Source organism: Fodinibius salipaludis (assembly GCF_002287075.1).
Lineage (GTDB): Bacteria > Bacteroidota > Rhodothermia > Balneolales > Balneolaceae > Fodinibius > Fodinibius salipaludis.
In genome coordinates this window covers 109,033-125,405 of record NZ_NSKE01000001.1, presented here as the reverse complement: position 1 = coordinate 125,405, position 16,373 = coordinate 109,033, and the positions used below count along the sequence as shown (strand labels likewise).

The 16,373-nt window shown below is 42.1% G+C and carries 12 protein-coding genes and 1 tRNA gene; 12 read left to right on the top strand and 1 reads right to left on the bottom strand.

Annotation, left to right across the window (positions count from 1 at the left end):
• Window positions 1–40 precede the first annotated feature (40 nt).
• The 9 genes from CK503_RS00540 (at window position 41) to CK503_RS00500 (ending at window position 13,732) form a co-directional block, all read left to right on the top strand.
• Window positions 41–2,086, top strand: a complete 2,046-nt coding sequence (locus CK503_RS00540) for a glycoside hydrolase family 172 protein (RefSeq protein ID WP_176466171.1) — start codon at window positions 41–43, stop codon at window positions 2,084–2,086.
• A gap of 105 nt (window positions 2,087–2,191) precedes the next feature.
• Entirely contained in the window at window positions 2,192–3,292 is a 1,101-nt protein-coding gene (locus CK503_RS00535) for an aldose epimerase family protein (protein WP_217988282.1), read from the top strand.
• Between the two features lie 32 nt (window positions 3,293–3,324).
• The gene (locus CK503_RS00530) at window positions 3,325–4,962 is read left to right on the top strand and encodes a sodium/sugar symporter (protein WP_095604832.1); all 1,638 of its coding nucleotides are present in this window, start codon (window positions 3,325–3,327) and stop codon (window positions 4,960–4,962) included.
• Between the two features lie 27 nt (window positions 4,963–4,989).
• Window positions 4,990–6,171: a galactokinase gene (locus CK503_RS00525; RefSeq protein ID WP_095604831.1), complete on the top strand. Its 1,182-nt coding sequence runs from the start codon at window positions 4,990–4,992 to the stop codon at window positions 6,169–6,171.
• A gap of 24 nt (window positions 6,172–6,195) precedes the next feature.
• Window positions 6,196–7,239: a UDP-glucose--hexose-1-phosphate uridylyltransferase gene (locus CK503_RS00520; protein WP_095604830.1), complete on the top strand. Its 1,044-nt coding sequence runs from the start codon at window positions 6,196–6,198 to the stop codon at window positions 7,237–7,239.
• Between the two features lie 132 nt (window positions 7,240–7,371).
• Window positions 7,372–7,818 carry a MarR family winged helix-turn-helix transcriptional regulator gene (locus CK503_RS00515; protein WP_141239842.1) on the top strand — a complete coding sequence of 149 codons (447 nt, stop codon included), beginning with the start codon at window positions 7,372–7,374 and terminating at the stop codon, window positions 7,816–7,818.
• A 54-nt stretch (window positions 7,819–7,872) separates the two neighbouring features.
• Window positions 7,873–9,060, top strand: a complete 1,188-nt coding sequence (locus CK503_RS00510; protein WP_176466169.1) for an efflux RND transporter periplasmic adaptor subunit — start codon at window positions 7,873–7,875, stop codon at window positions 9,058–9,060.
• Between the two features lie 44 nt (window positions 9,061–9,104).
• Complete coding sequence (locus tag CK503_RS00505; protein ID WP_095604827.1) at window positions 9,105–12,257, top strand: efflux RND transporter permease subunit; 3,153 nt, start codon at window positions 9,105–9,107, stop codon at window positions 12,255–12,257.
• Window positions 12,258–12,289: 32 nt separating this feature from the next.
• A complete protein-coding gene (locus CK503_RS00500; protein WP_141239841.1) occupies window positions 12,290–13,732 on the top strand; it encodes an efflux transporter outer membrane subunit in 1,443 nt (480 codons plus the stop codon).
• Between the two features lie 133 nt (window positions 13,733–13,865).
• Here the strand turns inward: CK503_RS00500 and CK503_RS00495 are convergent, their stop codons facing one another.
• Entirely contained in the window at window positions 13,866–14,783 is a 918-nt protein-coding gene (locus CK503_RS00495) for a c-type cytochrome (RefSeq protein ID WP_095604825.1), read from the bottom strand.
• Between the two features lie 287 nt (window positions 14,784–15,070).
• On the opposite strand from CK503_RS00495, the gene CK503_RS00490 reads away from it, so the two are divergent.
• From CK503_RS00490 to CK503_RS00480, 3 genes are all read left to right on the top strand, one after another.
• Window positions 15,071–15,145 (top strand) — tRNA-Val (locus CK503_RS00490).
• 77 nt (window positions 15,146–15,222) lie between these two features.
• Entirely contained in the window at window positions 15,223–15,687 is a 465-nt protein-coding gene (nusB, locus tag CK503_RS00485) for a transcription antitermination factor NusB (RefSeq protein WP_095604824.1), read from the top strand.
• 11 nt (window positions 15,688–15,698) lie between these two features.
• A complete protein-coding gene (locus CK503_RS00480) occupies window positions 15,699–16,364 on the top strand; it encodes a metallophosphoesterase family protein (protein ID WP_217988281.1) in 666 nt (221 codons plus the stop codon).
• The last annotated feature ends 9 nt before the right edge of the window (window positions 16,365–16,373 follow it).

Here is a 16,373-nt window from a genome sequence, read left to right as displayed (position 1 = left end):
ATTTATTCTCCTGTGTGTTTTACTGTGTTCCGCTTGGAATGTGAGCTATTCACAATCCAATGTTATTACATTGGAAAGCTTGTTAGAGGAGATGGTTGACAGGAAAAGTTTAGCTGTTTATCCCGAACCTTATTATACCACACGTCAGTTTAGTAGTTATGACCGGAATTCCACCCAGCCGGGAGATTCAACGTGGTTTGCCAATTGGGATCGAACACAGTTTATTCGCTCCGAAGTAAATAATGGAAGAAAAGAATATGTCATGTTGGAAACGGATAAACCGGGTGCAATTGTCCGTTTCTGGATGACCTTTGCAGGAGAAGGAAGTGGAGAGGGAACGCTCCGGTTTTACTTTGATAACGAAAAGGAAGTTACTATTGAGGGGACTGCATTTGAGGTTTTGAGTGGTGGGCAGTTGGTGGGGGCACCTCTTTCAACTTCTGTTTCAAAAAAATCGGATTATGAAATAAGAGGTCATAATTTATACTTGCCCTTACCGTATGCCAATCATTGTAAAATTACTTATGAAAGTGAAAATGTTAAAGCTGTTGGGGCTAAGGATGATGAGGGAGAAAGTGTCTACTACAACATCAATTACCGTGAGTATGAAAAAGGAACAAAAGTTGAAACGTTTTCTAAAGATAAACTTCGGGAACTCGAAAACCTTGTTGATGAAGTACAGCACCAATTAAATAAGAGCGGGGAAAACAAGCTTAAAAAATTAGTATTAAGCACTAAGGATTACAGCACTACTCTTTCTCCAGGTGATTCACATACATTATCCTTAGAAGGCTCTTCAGCAATCAGGAAATTTACAGCTAACTTAAAGGCTAAGAACGCAACACAAGCACTTCGTTCTACGGTTTTAGACGTATCTTTTGACGGAAAACGTACGATTTGGGTGCCTATTGGCGATTTTTTTGGAACCGGTTATCAGTTTAGAAAATCAGAAACTTGGTACAGCAGTATAACGAAAGACAATAAACTTTCGGTCTATTGGGTAATGCCTTTTAAAGATAAGGCAACGGTAACATTTAAAAATTTTGGAAATCAGGATGTTACTCTAAAAGGAGTCGTATCATTATCTGACTGGAATTGGAATGATCAGAGTATGCACTTTGGGGCTTCATGGCATCAATACACAGATTTATATACCGGAGAACAAAAGAATATGGAGGGCGGTGGAGATCCATTCGATATAAATTATACTCGTTTAGATGGAGAAGGGGTATATGTAGGAGATGCACTAACTCTTTTTAATACTGCCTACGACTGGTGGGGAGAAGGAGATGAAAAGATTTATATAGATGGTGAAGATTTTCCTTCTCATTTCGGTACCGGTACAGAGGATTATTATGGATATGCCTGGGTAAGGCCTGAGAAATTTGCAGATCACCCTTTTATATCACAGCCGGATGGAAGTGGTAATATAACCCCCGGATTTACAATTAATAAGCGTTATAGGTCTTTGGATGCCATCCCCTTTAAGCAAGAGCTCATTGTTGATATGGAGATGTGGCATTGGACAAAAACAAAGATAGACTATGCTCCAACTACATTCTTCTATCTCAAACCGGATTCCAAAACTTTAGTTCAGCCTGATGTTGAGAATGCAAAAGAAAAAGTATCCTTAAAAAGAAGTGATATTATTCCACCACGAATCAAAAATGGAAGATTGGAAGCAGAACATATGGTGATTGAGGATATGGATGGCGGAAAAATGAGGTTTCAGTATTTATATGAACCTAATATCAGTAACGATAAGCAATTGTGGTGGCATGAGGCGCAGGTGGGAGATAAATTGGTTATTTCTTTTATTGCAGATGAAAAAGAAAGGTATAATGCTCAAGCTCAGTTTGTTACAGCTCCAAATTATGGGAGAGTGAAAATTTTATTTAACGGTAAAGAAATTGTTGAAAGTTTTGACGCTTCAAGTGAGGAGATTTCAACCCGTCAATTAGAATTAGGATCGTTGGATTTAAACGAAGGCAAAAATCAATTTGAAATAGCATTTGAAGGAATAAGTCCCAATGCTGATCAAGCATTTTTTGGATGGGATTACATAGACTTTGAAAAACAAAAATAGCTTAGCCAAGAAATTGCATTTAAAATAATTGTCAAAATGATTAACAAATCAATTTATACAATAAGCACATGTCTTTGTTTGCTTGTTGCTTTATCAGCTTGCGAAATGAAAGAATCTGAAACTACTAATTTGCAAAACCAATCTTCTGTGGATTTAAATTCGACAAAATTTCAAGAAACTATTAATGGGAAAAAGACTGATTTATTCACCCTCCAAAACGAAAAGGGGATGAAAGTTGCCATTACCAATTACGGCGGACGCATTGTAAGCTGGCTGGCACCCGATAAAAATGGAGAGTTTGACGATATCGTGCTTGGCTTTGACAGTATTCAAGGATATCTAAACGCCAATGAAATTTACTTTGGTGCTTTGATTGGCCGTTTTGGTAACCGAATTGCCGATGGAGAATTTAGTCTTAATGGTCAGAATTATGAGCTGGCTACCAATAACGGACCTAATCACCTGCATGGTGGACCCGGCGGTTTCCATAATGTGGTCTGGGATGCAAAGCAATTGGATGACCAACATTTGGTTCTGACTTATTTCTCCGAAGATGGTGAAGAGGGGTACCCTGGAAATCTCAAAGTAAAAGTCCACTATATTCTTACTGATGATAATGAACTTAAAATAGATTACACCGCATCATCAGATAAAGAAACGCCTGTAAATCTTACCAATCATGCGTTCTTTAATTTGGCAGGAGCGGCCAGCGGTACGATCAATAATCACGAGCTATTGATTGAAGCTGATAATTATACTCCTGTTGATTCTACACTAATTCCCACCGGGAAGATAGCATCAGTTAAAGGTACGGCATTTGACTTTGCAAATCTTAAGTCGATAGGTGAAGATCTTGATAAAGAGAGCAAACAGCTTGAGTACGGAAAAGGATATGATCATAATTTTGTACTTAACAAAGAGCATGATAATAAGCTGACTCGGGCTGCTCAAGTTCATGATCCTGAATCTGGGAGAGTAATGGAGATTTATACTACAGAACCGGGCATACAATTTTATGGCGGCAATTTTATGGACGGTTCAGATGTGGGAAAAGAGGGAGAACCTTATGAACATCGGACGGCTTTTTGCTTAGAACCACAACATTTCCCTGATTCACCAAATCAAGAAAATTTTCCATCTACAATATTGGAGCCGGATAGCGTTTATCATTCATTTTCATTATATAGGCTTTCAACCAGCAAGTAAGCTATTATAATTAAATAAATAAGTTTATTTACATGGAATTTACTTTAATTGATACAATTGTTTTTTGTGCCTATGCCTTAATGATTGTTGGGCTGGGCCTTTGGGTGTCGCGCGATGAGAAAGGTCATCAAAAAACTGCTGAGGATTATTTTCTGGCCGGTAAATCATTGCCGTGGTGGGCAATTGGGGCATCACTCATAGCCGCCAACATCTCAGCTGAGCAGATTATCGGAATGTCCGGTTCGGGCTTTGCCGTGGGATTGGCTATCGCTTCTTATGAATGGATGGCCGCAGTTACACTTATTATTGTGGGTAAATACCTGCTGCCGATCTTTATCGAGAAGGAAATTTTTACGATTCCGGAATTTGTAGAAAAACGTTTTAATACTACGCTAAAGACGATTTTAGCCGTTTTCTGGATTGCCTTATTTGTCTTTGTGAATCTTACTACTGTGCTCTATTTAGGAGCCTTAGCACTTGATACCATTATGGGTACCGGGGATGGCAGCATGATGATGTATGCTCTCATTGGTCTCTCGGCCATTGCCGCTGCATATTCACTGTATGGTGGGCTTTCGGCCGTTGCCTGGACGGATGTTATACAGGTTGGACTCCTTGTTTTAGGAGGCTTTGTCGTTACCTTTGCTGGACTCTACAATTTAACTCCGGAAGGAGGTCTTCTGAATGGAATAACACATCTGTATGATGTGGCGGGAGACAAATTTGATATGATTCTTGATCAATCGAACCCTGAGTTTAGCAACTTGCCGGGTATCGCGGTATTAATAGGAGGAATGTGGGTAGCCAATTTATACTACTGGGGATTCAATCAGTATATTATTCAGCGGACATTGGCCGCCAAGTCACTAAAGGAATCACAAAAGGGAATTATTTTTGCCGGTTTTTTGAAACTGATTATTCCCCTTATTGTGGTTATCCCGGGAATTATTGTGTACGCCTTGTTTACTCAGCCCGAGGGAACCACCCAAATTTCCGGGGTCGTGGATGTCTTTACGAAATCAGATGGAAGTATTCAATATGATAATGCCTATCCATGGCTGATGAAGGTATTTCTGTCGCCCGGCTTTCTGGGATTAGTAGTTGCAGCTCTTGCTGCAGCTATTGTTTCGTCCATGGCGTCAATGCTCAACTCGGTGGCCACGATATTTACGATGGATATTTATATCCCGTATTTCAATAAAGATGCCACGGATAAACAAACCGTAAATATGGGTCGAATTTCAGCTTCTGTAGCGCTTTTAACAGCCATTATTGTAGCCCCGCAGCTCGATAATGTACCCCAGGTTTTTCAGTACATCCAGGAATACACCGGTATGGTAAGTCCGGGTATATTAGCGGTCTTTTTAATGGGATTATTCTGGAAGAAAACAACGTCTAAAGGTGCTATTTATGGAGTACTTTCTTCAATTGTGATTGCGGTATTTTTGAAAACACCGGCCGTACAGCTCCCATTTCTGGATCAGATGTTATATACGCTCATCCTGACGATTGTAATAATTATGGGCGTAAGCTTGACGACGAATCCGCATGATGAAGATCCCAAAGCGATTCATACCACGTCTGAGATGTTTAAAACCAGTCCGGCATTTAATATTGGGGCATATATTATTCTGGTGATTGTCGCTGTGCTATACGCTGTTTTCTGGTAATAAGTTTAATGTTTTTAATTTTGAAAGATGGAGCAATTGATTCAACAGGTCGAAGAGGAATTTCAAAACCGCTTTGGCGACAATTATAAGCTTATAAAGTCGCCGGGGCGGGTAAATCTTATTGGCGAACATACCGATTATAACGATGGATTTGTTCTGCCAGCCGCGGTGGACAAAGGAATTTATTTAGCTATGAATGTTAACGGTACCAATAGCTGCCGGTTTTATGCAATAGATAAAGAGGAATCGTTTGAAACTGAAATTATAGGAGAATTCCAGAAAAGTGATCAAGGGTGGCCGAACTATCTGTTGGGGGTGGTCGATCAGCTCCAAAAACACGGCTACGAAGTAGGAGGATTTGATTGCGTATTTGGCGGGAATGTGCCTATTGGAGCCGGAATGTCTTCATCAGCAGCGCTTGAAGGTGGAGTGCTTTTTGGACTGGCTGAGCTCAATAACTGGGATATTCCGCCCGTTGAAATGGCGCAGATCGCCCAGAAAGCAGAAAACGATTTTGTAGGTGTTCAGTGTGGAATCATGGATCAGTTTGCAAGTTTAAACGGTAAGGAAGGCAATGCTTTGAAATTGGATTGCCGCAATCTCGACTATGAATATTTTCCGTTTAACCGGGATGACATCCAGATAGTATTGTGTGATACGCAAGTGCGCCGAGAGCTGGCTTCATCAGAATATAATGTGCGCCGGGAACAGTGTGAGCAGGGTGTGGAGATCTTGCAGCAGTGGGATTCCGAAATTGAAAGTTTGCGTGATCTGGAGCTTTCTTTACTGTTACGGCATGAGGATGATATGGATCCGACTATTTTTAAGCGGTGCAAATATGTGGTTGAAGAGAATAAAAGAGTGATTCAGGCTTGCAGTGATCTACACCAGGGGGCGATGGATTCCTTTGGTCAGCGTATGTATCAGTCCCATGCCGGACTTCGTTACGAATATGAAGTAAGCTGTGAGGAGCTGGATGTGTTAGTTGATATTGCCCGTAACCTGAAAGGCGTATTTGGCGCCCGCATGATGGGCGGTGGATTTGGCGGTTGTACTATCAATATAGTTCAGGAAGATCATGTTGATTCATTTACAAATCAGATTAAAGATAAATATCAGCAGCAGATGAATAAGGAAATAAAAATCTATCAAACTAAAGTATCTTCCGGCACACATTTGATATCCAGTCAGAAGATAACTTCGTCCTAACTTTCAATAGATAAAAGTAAATCTATGTCACTTGATCTTGATAATCATTCACATCGTCGCTGGAATCCGTTAACCGGAGAGTGGGTGCAGGTATCTCCGCACCGTGCCAAACGTCCGTGGCAGGGACAGGAGGAAGAAACGCCGGGCGATGAGAAACCTGAATATGATCCCCAATGTTATTTGTGTCCCGGAAACGATCGTGCGGGCGATGCCAGTAATCCGGAATACGAGTCGACATTTGTCTTTACTAATGATTTTAGTGCGTTGAAGCCTGATGTACCTTCGGAGGAAATGAATACGGATAATTTGCTTGTAGCCAAAGGGGAGAAGGGTATATGTCGGGTGATCTGCTTTTCGCCCCGACACGATTTAACGCTGCCCGAGATGGAGGTTTCGCAAATCCGTGATGTGGTGGATTTATGGACGAGAGAATATATTCAGCTGGGGGAAAGGGACTATATAAACTACGTGCAGATTTTTGAGAACAAGGGGGAAATCATGGGATGCAGTAATCCTCATCCGCACGGACAAATTTGGGCACAGGACACCATCCCCGATGAGCCTGCCAAGGAACTTACCCGGCAATCCGAATATTATAAAAAACATGGCAATACATTGCTTTCGGATTACTTGGATCTGGAATTGGAGCGTGATGAACGGGTGGTTGTCTCCAACGAACATTTTGCAGTTGTGGTCCCTTATTGGGCATTTTGGCCGTTTGAGACGTTACTCATAAGCCGTCGTCCATTTGGACGCTTTACCGATATGACCGAAGCTGAAAAAGACGGGTTGGCTGATATCGTAAAACAGATTACGGTGAAGTATGATAATATCTTCAACATCTCTTTTCCTTATTCAGCTGGATTCCATCCGGCCCCGACCGATGGGAAAGAGCATCCGGAATGGCATTTTCATATGCACTTCTATCCGCCGTTGTTGCGTTCGGCCACGGTTAAAAAGTTTAGGGTAGGCTACGAAATGCTCGGAACGCCCCAGCGGGATATTACTCCCGAAGCCAGCGCGGGACTTATAAAAGAGTTGTCTGAGGTGCATTACAAAAAAGAATAGCACTTATTAATACATAATATATTTTCGAAGGCCCAGAACTAACTGGGCCTTTTGTTTTAATAATAAATAGTTGACCTCAACAACTAATTTTTATTATCTTTGCCAATCTTATATTCAAAAGGAAATATTTCTATGAATTTACATCAGAAATTGTACTGTGAAACTACGGGATGCCGGATGGCATACGTAGTCAAAGAAATTATCCGGAGCTTAAAAAAACGATTTGTGGAAGAAGATATTGATTTGACTGTCGAGCAGTTTTTTATTCTCAATATTTTGGATAATGAGGATGGTCTTATTTTACAAGAATTGGCAGAAATAGTTGATAGAGATAAATCAGCAGTACTTCGGCATATTGATGGTCTGGAAGAGAATCATTTCGTGACTCGGGTACAAGATGAGTCTGATAAGCGCCAAAAAATATTGCTTATAACCAAGCCCGGTATGAAAACCTTGGAAAAGGCAAGGGCTGTAGATCAACAGCTTGATAAGGAAATCAACGCCGAAGTTGAAAATATCGAAACGAAAGAGTTTGAAGATGCGTTGGCAAAGATGTATCAATTTTTAAGTAATCAATAGTTGATGTTATCAACTAAAGGGTGTGAATTATCAATTGTAATTAGTAACAGTAGAATGAACAAGTCGTACAGTTCGGGGATTACCTATTTATTTATCATAGCAGTACTGCCATTTTTTATCTTATCATGCGGGGATGCGAATCAGCAGCAGGGACAACAGCAGGTTGAAGAGTATCCTGTTCTTGAGCTACAACCGCGAAGTATTGAGTTGACAAGTAGTTATCCTGCTACGCTGGAAGGGAAACAAACCGTAGAAATTCGTCCCCGGGTACCTGGATATATTATCGAGATGCATGTAGATGAAGGCGATTGGGTATCCAAAGATCAGGTGCTGTTTACGCTTAATAATGTGGAGTATCAGCAGGAGGTACGGTCGGCAAAAGCTGATATTCAAGCGGCAAAAGCCCGCGTAAGTACCGCTGAAGATGAGGTTGAGCGTCAGCAAAGCCTTGTTGATAAAGAGATTGTGAGTCAATATCAGCTTCAATCGGCCAAGAATGAATTGGAGTCGAATCAGGCGGCGTTGGCTCAAGCCGAATCCCGGCTGAAAAATGCGCAGGTTAACTTGGGCTATACCGAGGTTAAAAGCCCTGTTACCGGAATTATTGGAACTATCCCATACCGGATCGGGAGTTTGGTAAATAGCTCTATATCACAGCCGATGACTGTTGTTTCTGATATCTCTGAAGTGTATGCCTATTTTTCTATGAGCGAACGCGAGCTGTTAGAGATGGCACGAACGGTATCCAGTGATGGAGAAGATCAAACCATTCAGCAGCGAGTAGCAGAAATGCCGCAGGTTAATCTGCTGCTTGCCGATAATAGTAGATATGAGCACCAAGGTACGCTTAAACTGGCCAGCGGATTAATAGACAAAGAAACGGGATCAGCTTCTTTTCGGGCTACTTTCCCAAATCCTCAGGAAATTCTGCGAAGCGGCGGATCGGGAAATGTGGAAATCCCTTTTAACCAAGATGCGGCTCTTGTCATCCCAAAGAAAGCCACCTACGAAATTCAAAATAAGCGATTTGCGTACGTTGTGACGGATAGCAATACGGTGGAAAGTAGAGAAGTCTCATTTTTACCCGTTGATACCAAGCAGCTGTTTGTCGTTAATGAGGGGATAGCAGAAGGTGCACGTATTGTTAGTTCTGGAATCGGTCAATTAGATGATGGTACTAAGATTAAGCCAAATACCGTCGATGCAGACAGCTTGTATCAATCCCTTACGGAGTCTGAGTAATCGCTTACGAAATTAAAGTATTGTTAGTTTAGAATTGAGATATAATGATTAAACGATTTATACAGCGACCGGTTTTATCTACGGTTATTTCTATCATTCTTGTGATTCTGGGATATCTTGGCTACAACGCGCTGCCTGTTTCTCTATATCCCGAAATTGCTCCGCCAACTATTCAAGTATCGGCCACCTATCCCGGGGCCAATGCTGAAACGGTATTGAATAGTGTTGTTGCTCCACTCGAGGAGCAGATAAACGGGGTTGAAGGTATGACATACATGAGTTCTACGGCCAGTAACAACGGACGTGCTCAAATTCAGGTTTATTTTGAGCTGGGTACCGATCCTGATATTGCTGCTGTGAATGTACAAAACCGGGTTTCACAGGCTTCAAATTTGCTCCCTCAAGAAGTGACGCAGACGGGAGTTACCACGCAGAAAGAGCAGACGAGCCGGCTGTTAATTTTTACGATGTATAGTCCCGATGGGACTCATGACGGCACATTTTTAGAGAATTATGCCCGCATCAACCTGATTCCACGCCTGCAGCGAGTGAATGGCGTGGGTACGGCCGATGCATTTGGGGCCAATACCTATTCGATGCGTATATGGATGAAGCCGGATAAAATGGCGTCATATAACTTGGTGCCCTCAGATGTCATTGGAGCGTTAAATGATCAGAGTTTTGTAGCAGCACCCGGGACCATTGGTGAAAATAGCGGACAGGCTTTTCAATATACGATGAAGTACAAGGGACGCCTTTCAACGGCACCGGAGTACGAGAATATTATCATTCGTGAGGGATCGGAAAACGGGGAGATCCTTCGTCTTAAAGATGTGGCCGATGTAGAGCTGGGTTCCCAAACCTATAGCGTGCACAGTACGGCCAACGGCGGACCCAGTGTGGGGATGTTTGTCTCCAAAACGGCGGGAGCCAATGCTCAGGAAGTGGTCGAAGATGTGAAGGCGGAAATTGAAGCGGCATCCCAAAGCTTTCCCGACGATATTGAATACACCACTGTTTTTGATGCCAATAGTTTTCTTACGGCTTCAATCGACAAGCTGTTTATAACCTTTTTAGAGGCCTTTATCCTGGTATTTATTGTCGTGTTTGTGTTTTTACAGGATTGGCGCTCAACCTTGATACCGGCCATAGCAGTTCCTGTATCAATTATTGGTACGTTCTTTTTCCTCAATCTATTTGGATATAGCGTAAACCTATTAACACTTTTTGCGCTGGTGTTGGCCATTGGGATTGTGGTGGACGATGCCATCATTGTGGTAGAAATTATTCACGCCAAACTCGAGGAGGGTGCCGAATCGGGAATGCAGGCCGCCATTGAGGGAATGGATGAGATTGCCGGCGCCATTGTTTCAATTACCTTGGTGATGGCAGCTATTTTTGTTCCCGTAACCTTTATTACGGGTTCTACGGGTGTTTTCTTTCAACAATTTGGAATTACCCTGGCCACGGCCATTATCATATCCGCTGTTAATGCACTGACCCTGAGTCCGGCTTTATGCGCCTTGGTTCTTAAGCCCGAACAAAAACAGATCGGAGAAGACAAGTCATATATTGATCGTTTTGCCATCGCTTTCAATAGCGTCTTTGATGTAGGGAAATATCGATATCGGCAGGTACTTGGCTTTTTTACCCGCAATGCCTGGGCGGCTGTAGCTGTGGTAGTAGCAGCAATTGGGATCTTTGGAGTCCTGTTTCAAACAACGCCAACTGGTTTTGTTCCGGATGAAGACCAGGGAACATTTTTTGCGAATGTAAGTCTGCCACCATCGGCATCACTGGAACGAACCAAAGAGGTTATGGCCGAGGTCGATCAGATTATGGCGGATACTGAGGTCATCGACTCGAGGTTGGCAATTTCCGGATTTGGAATTATCAGTGGTTCCGGGAGTCAGTACGGTTTTATTGTTGGCAAGCTTAAGCATTGGGATGATCGCGAAAAGGATGTTAACGATGCCATTGCATTACTCCGGGAAAAAACTTCAGGCATAAATGAGGCTGATATTGCCTTTTTTGCTCCGCCGGTGATTTCAGGCTTTGGGAACACCAGTGGATTTACCGTTAATATTCAGGATCGGGCAAGTGGTTCGCTGGAGCAGTTGGATCAGGTAAGCCAAAATGTCCAACAGAAACTATTTCAGCGTCCGGAAATACAATATGCCAATTCATATTTCCAAACTGATTATCCGCAGTATATGGTAAATGTGGATGTTGCAAAGGCGCAGCGAGCTGGTTTTTCAGTGCAATCGATTATGAGTGTGATGCAGGCTTACTACGGTGGATTATATGTATCAAACTTTACTCGTTTTGGTAAGTTGTATCGCGTTTATGTGCAGGCGGATGCCGAAGCTCGGGGCTCGGAAGAAAGTTTACAGCAGATTTCGGTCCGCAATAAAAATGGAAAGATGGCGCCGTTAAACTCATTTGTGGATCTTGAGCGCGTATACGGTCCGCAAAATGTATCTCGATTTAATCTCTTTAATTCCGTAGAAGTAACCGGAGCTACCAATCCGGGTTATAGTTCGGGGGATGCTATCCAGGCAATCGAAGAAATTTTTGAGGAAGATATATCTGATGATTACAGCTACGCCTATTCCGGCTTGACGCGAGAAGAAAGTCAGTCGAGTGGACAAGAAATCGTCGTTTTTGGACTCTGCCTGCTGTTTGTCTACTTCTTGTTGAGTGCCCAATACGAAAGTTACCTGATTCCCTGGGCGGTCATTTTACCGCTGCCGATTGGTTTAATGGGATCATTTATCTTTGCCAATATTTTTGGCGTGGCCAATAATATTTATTTACAGATATCGGCCATTATGTTAATGGGATTGTTGGCCAAGAACGCTATTCTGGTGGTAGAGTTTGGTTTGCAACGTCGTCGCGAAGAAGGGTTGAGTATTGTAAAAGCTGCCATTGACGGGGCTGAGGCACGACTTCGTCCCATTTTGATGACTTCTTTTGCCTTTATCGCCGGACTGCTTCCACTGGCATTAGCAACAGGAATTAATGCCAACGCTAATCAATCCATTGGTATTGGTACAGCGGGTGGAATGTTTATCGGAACCTTCATTGGCTTGCTGGTGATTCCAGTACTGTTCATCATCTTTCAGAAACTTCAGGAGAAAATTTCAGGTCCACCGGAAGTTGTTAAAGAGCGCAGAGAAAAAATTCTAAAGCCGTGATCAAAGCAATAAAAAATTATTTAACTGAATCTATGTTTTTTCGTCATTATTCAATAGTGATAGCTGCGCTGGCAATTACGGTTTCGCTGTCGTCGTGTATAGCCACAAAATCGTATGAGCAGCCCGAAATGCAAACCGAAGAACTGTATCCCTTTGAACAGGTAGAAATGGATAGTACTACGCTGGCTGATATGCCGTGGAAGGAAGTTTTTAAAGACCCTGAACTGCATAACCTCATAGAAGAAGCACTGGAAAATAACCTGCAACTTCAGAGTGCAATTCAGCAAATTCGTGTTGCAGAGGCCGACTTTTTTCAAGGCCGGATGAGCATGTTGCCTTCGTTGTCACTGGGAGCAGATGCCTCTTATAATGAGCAATCCGATAATGCCAGCAGCTTGGGTGGTATTGGTGGCGGATCTATTCCAGCCAGTGAGCGCTATTCGGTATCGATGAGTTCAAGCTGGGAGCTTGACGTTTGGGGAAAATTGACAAGTGCCAAACAGGCAAGTTTTGCAGCCTTATTGCAGGCAGAAGCGACTCGTAGGGCCGTACAAACGAGATTGATTGCCCAAGTGGCAAATTCCTATTACCGATTGCTGGCTCTTGATAAACAACTTGAAATTACCAAAGAAACGGTCCAAAATCGCCGGCAGGATGTGGAAGCTATTAGAAGTTTGAAAGAAAGTGGATTGGTAACAGGAGTATCACTACAGCAGAGTATTGCCAATCGGTATGCGGCCGAAGTGACCATCCCGGAATTGCGTCAACAGATTACTGAACAAGAACACGGCCTTAGTATTTTGCTTGGTCGGTCACCCGGGAGTATTGATCGAAGCAGCTTGGAAGAGCAGTCACCAATAGATTCACTTGCAACTGGAGTACCGGCGCAATTACTGAGAAACCGTCCCGATATTATTGCTGCCGAGCATTCGTTTCGTTCTGCTTTTGAACTGACAAATAATGCACGTGCACAATTTTATCCTTCGTTTCGACTCACGGCCGAAGGTGGATACCAGAGTCTGCAAACGGATGACCTTTTTCAACCGGGTTCGGTGTTTTACAATTTGATTGCGGGTGTTACGCAGCCAATTTTTAACAGGGGACAGAATAAAGCCCAACTAAAACGAAGTAAGGCACGACAAGAACAGGCAAAACTGGAACTTCGCAGCACAATCATAAATGCCAGCAGCGAAGTATCAAATGCGTTAAGCTCGTTTAATAACGCGGAAGAGAAGAGAGAGTTGAGTCGTAAACAACTTGAAGCACTACAAAATGCTGTAGAATATTCTCGGGAGCTATTGCAATACGGAGAAGCAAATTACACCGAAGTGTTGACGGCCCAACAGAACTATCTGTCGGCTCAGTTATCCGACATCAACAACAAGCTTCAGCAATTAACAGCCGGGGTAGATCTCTATCGTGCTCTGGGCGGTGGATGGAATAAATCCACCATCCAACAAAGTGAAGAAAATTAAACCCAAAGTGTTTTTTTTATCTTATAACCTAAAGCACAATAGTCTAACCAACTATTGTGAATCCCTAACGAGAGTCGCACTGTGAAAGGTGCGGCTTTCCTTTTTGAACCATTTAAATGAAATAAATTTTCAGCTATTCACCTAATAGTTCTTTGGGCTGCCATGGTGTATTGCGATTGCTGTAGGTATTAGCAATTTCAATAACATCATCCTGTGTAATTTTAGCGTTGTCGCCTTCACTTTTTTCTCTCAGATAATTTACAATAGCTGCTATTTCGGCAATACTCAAACGTGCTTTAAAAGCAGGCATATGTCCCTCATATCTTTTTCTATTAACTTCAATGGAACCTTGCAAGCCATCTCTGATAATTCGCACAGGGATCGATTTTTTACCGGTCACCCATTTTGTATTCACAAGGGGAGGAAAGGTATTGCCTATGCCTTGAGCATCTTGGCCGTGACATGAGGCACAATTTGTGGTATATAAATTAGCTCCATTTAATAAGTTGGGATCGGCTTCTTCGTTTTTTGGTTGATTATTTTCTCCATCAGATTCAGGAACCATTCCGGAAATTTCTTTGAACCGTTCTGCTAACTGTTTGTGTTTTTCGGCCAGGTCGCTGTGTCCCATATCTTGATGCATAAGACCAATCTGCTGATGCATTCCCATCATCTGATTGTACCATTCACCGCTCATTTTATTTTGTATCTGCATCCGCATTTTGCTCCCCATCATTCCTCTTTCATCATCTTGATGCATAGACTGCTGTTTTTGAATGTTCATCATGTGACGATGATTTTTCTCCATCTCCCGGTGCATTCTTCTCATTTGAGAATAGAGCGTATCCATCTCATTCGGCAGGGAGGCGGAATCCTGTTTATATGTTTTTAGCATTGTTTTATGGGATTCCTGTAATGAGTCAAAGGTAGATTGCATTTGTTGCTGGTGGGATTGACTCATATGTGAAGAATCGCCCATGTGGCAAGCAGAAGTAAAAAAGATCAACACAATTACAGTTGTTAAAAGGCCTAATTCATTCTTTACAGTCATATAAATGTATCTATGTTAAGCAGAAGATTGATTGTAACTATGTAACATACATTTTTTTATCTAAGAGTTTGAATCATTTACCATTGCCTCGAATTCAGTGAGATTAATTATGACCAACTTCTTTTTCAGGCTTGTATACTTGATAGTGATATTTTGAATTAGTTTTAATTCGAATGTATTCTGATGCAAAGAAAGCAGTGCATTTTATCAATAAATAAGGGTTGTCATGAAAGGTAAAAGATGCGTATATTTAGCGCTCTTGAATTGATGTAATGCCCATTAATTTTGGGTGCTTAGCTCAGTTGGTTTAGAGCGCTACCCCGACACGGTAGAGGTCACTGGTTCGAATCCAGTAGCACCCACATACAGCTAAAGCCTGTTGCCCAATAGGGTATGACAGGCTTTTTCATTTTGACGGATAAAACGGTGACAGCAAGAAATGGCACAACGCAGAGAAGGACGAGAAGTAGTTTTACAGGCCCTTTACGCCAATGAAATTGGCAAAGGAAAGTGGGAGGATATCATTAACTCGGTGATAAAGCCGAAGCTATCGAATGATTCCGATATTTTTAAATTTGCCGAGCGACTGTTTCTAAAAATTGTTAATAACCAAGATGAGATAGATGATATTATCCAAGCGCATTTGAATAATTGGCGATTGGGCCGGCTCAATGCAATCGATCGATTGTTGCTGCGTATAGCTATTGCTGAATTTCTATATTACGAGCAGATTCCCACTAAGGTATCTATTAACGAGGCTATTGAGATCGCTAAAAAGTACTCAACGAAGAAGTCAGGAAACTTTATCAACGGCATTTTAGATTCTGCTCGTGAACAACTCAATAATGATGACCGGATAAATAAAAAGGGACGTGGACTTATTGAATCCTCTTTTAAATCATAGGATCTATTATCTTGAGTGAGCAGAAATATATAGCGATTGGTGATATCCACGGCTGTTTCCAGTCTATGAAAGCACTCCTGGAAAAAATAAAGCCCTATTACGATCGAAAATTTATTTTTGTTGGGGATTATATCGATCGGGGACCCGGATCTAAACAAGTCGTAGATTACCTATTGGATTTTAAAGAAAAGGTTGATTGTGTTTTCTTGCGGGGCAATCATGAGCAGATGTTATTGGATGCTTTTCACAACCATAAAAAAGAAATGTGGTTAATGAATGGAGGCAGGACAACCATAGCATCGTATGGGTCTGAAGGGGAAGAGGTTAAATTACCTGACAGCCACAAAGAATTCTACGAAAATACGCGTCTGTACTACGATACGGAAGACTACTTTTTTGTCCATGCCGGATTGTCGCCTGCAAAGACAATTGCAGCGAGTATAGAAGATGAAAATGAAGTTCAGGAATTTTTGTGGGAGCGCTCCCATCTAAATGCTTTTGAAACTCCATGGGAAAAAACGGTGGTATTTGGACATACCCCCAGCTCCAAACCAATCCAGAAAGAGAATATGATTGGAATAGATACCGGCTGTGTTTTTGATAGAATGGGATATGGACAACTTACCGCGGTAAAGCTGCCCGAAGAAGAATTCATACAACAAACTGCTATCGACTAAGCAATTACT

What these genes read in the sequence shown, in the direction of transcription:
- CK503_RS00495 (WP_095604825.1), bottom strand. Translation starts at nt 14,783, where the DNA reads ATGACTGTAAAGAATGAATTAGGCCTTTTAACAACTGTAATTGTGTTG.
- CK503_RS00505 (WP_095604827.1), top strand. Translation starts at nt 9,105, where the DNA reads ATGATTAAACGATTTATACAGCGACCGGTTTTATCTACGGTTATTTCT.
- CK503_RS00535 (WP_217988282.1), top strand. Translation starts at nt 2,192, where the DNA reads ATGAAAGAATCTGAAACTACTAATTTGCAAAACCAATCTTCTGTGGAT.
- CK503_RS00525 (WP_095604831.1), top strand. Translation starts at nt 4,990, where the DNA reads ATGGAGCAATTGATTCAACAGGTCGAAGAGGAATTTCAAAACCGCTTT.
- CK503_RS00520 (WP_095604830.1), top strand. Translation starts at nt 6,196, where the DNA reads ATGTCACTTGATCTTGATAATCATTCACATCGTCGCTGGAATCCGTTA.
- CK503_RS00510 (WP_176466169.1), top strand. Translation starts at nt 7,873, where the DNA reads ATGAACAAGTCGTACAGTTCGGGGATTACCTATTTATTTATCATAGCA.
- CK503_RS00515 (WP_141239842.1), top strand. Translation starts at nt 7,372, where the DNA reads ATGAATTTACATCAGAAATTGTACTGTGAAACTACGGGATGCCGGATG.
- CK503_RS00530 (WP_095604832.1), top strand. Translation starts at nt 3,325, where the DNA reads ATGGAATTTACTTTAATTGATACAATTGTTTTTTGTGCCTATGCCTTA.
- nusB (WP_095604824.1), top strand. Translation starts at nt 15,223, where the DNA reads ATGGCACAACGCAGAGAAGGACGAGAAGTAGTTTTACAGGCCCTTTAC.
- CK503_RS00500 (WP_141239841.1), top strand. Translation starts at nt 12,290, where the DNA reads ATGTTTTTTCGTCATTATTCAATAGTGATAGCTGCGCTGGCAATTACG.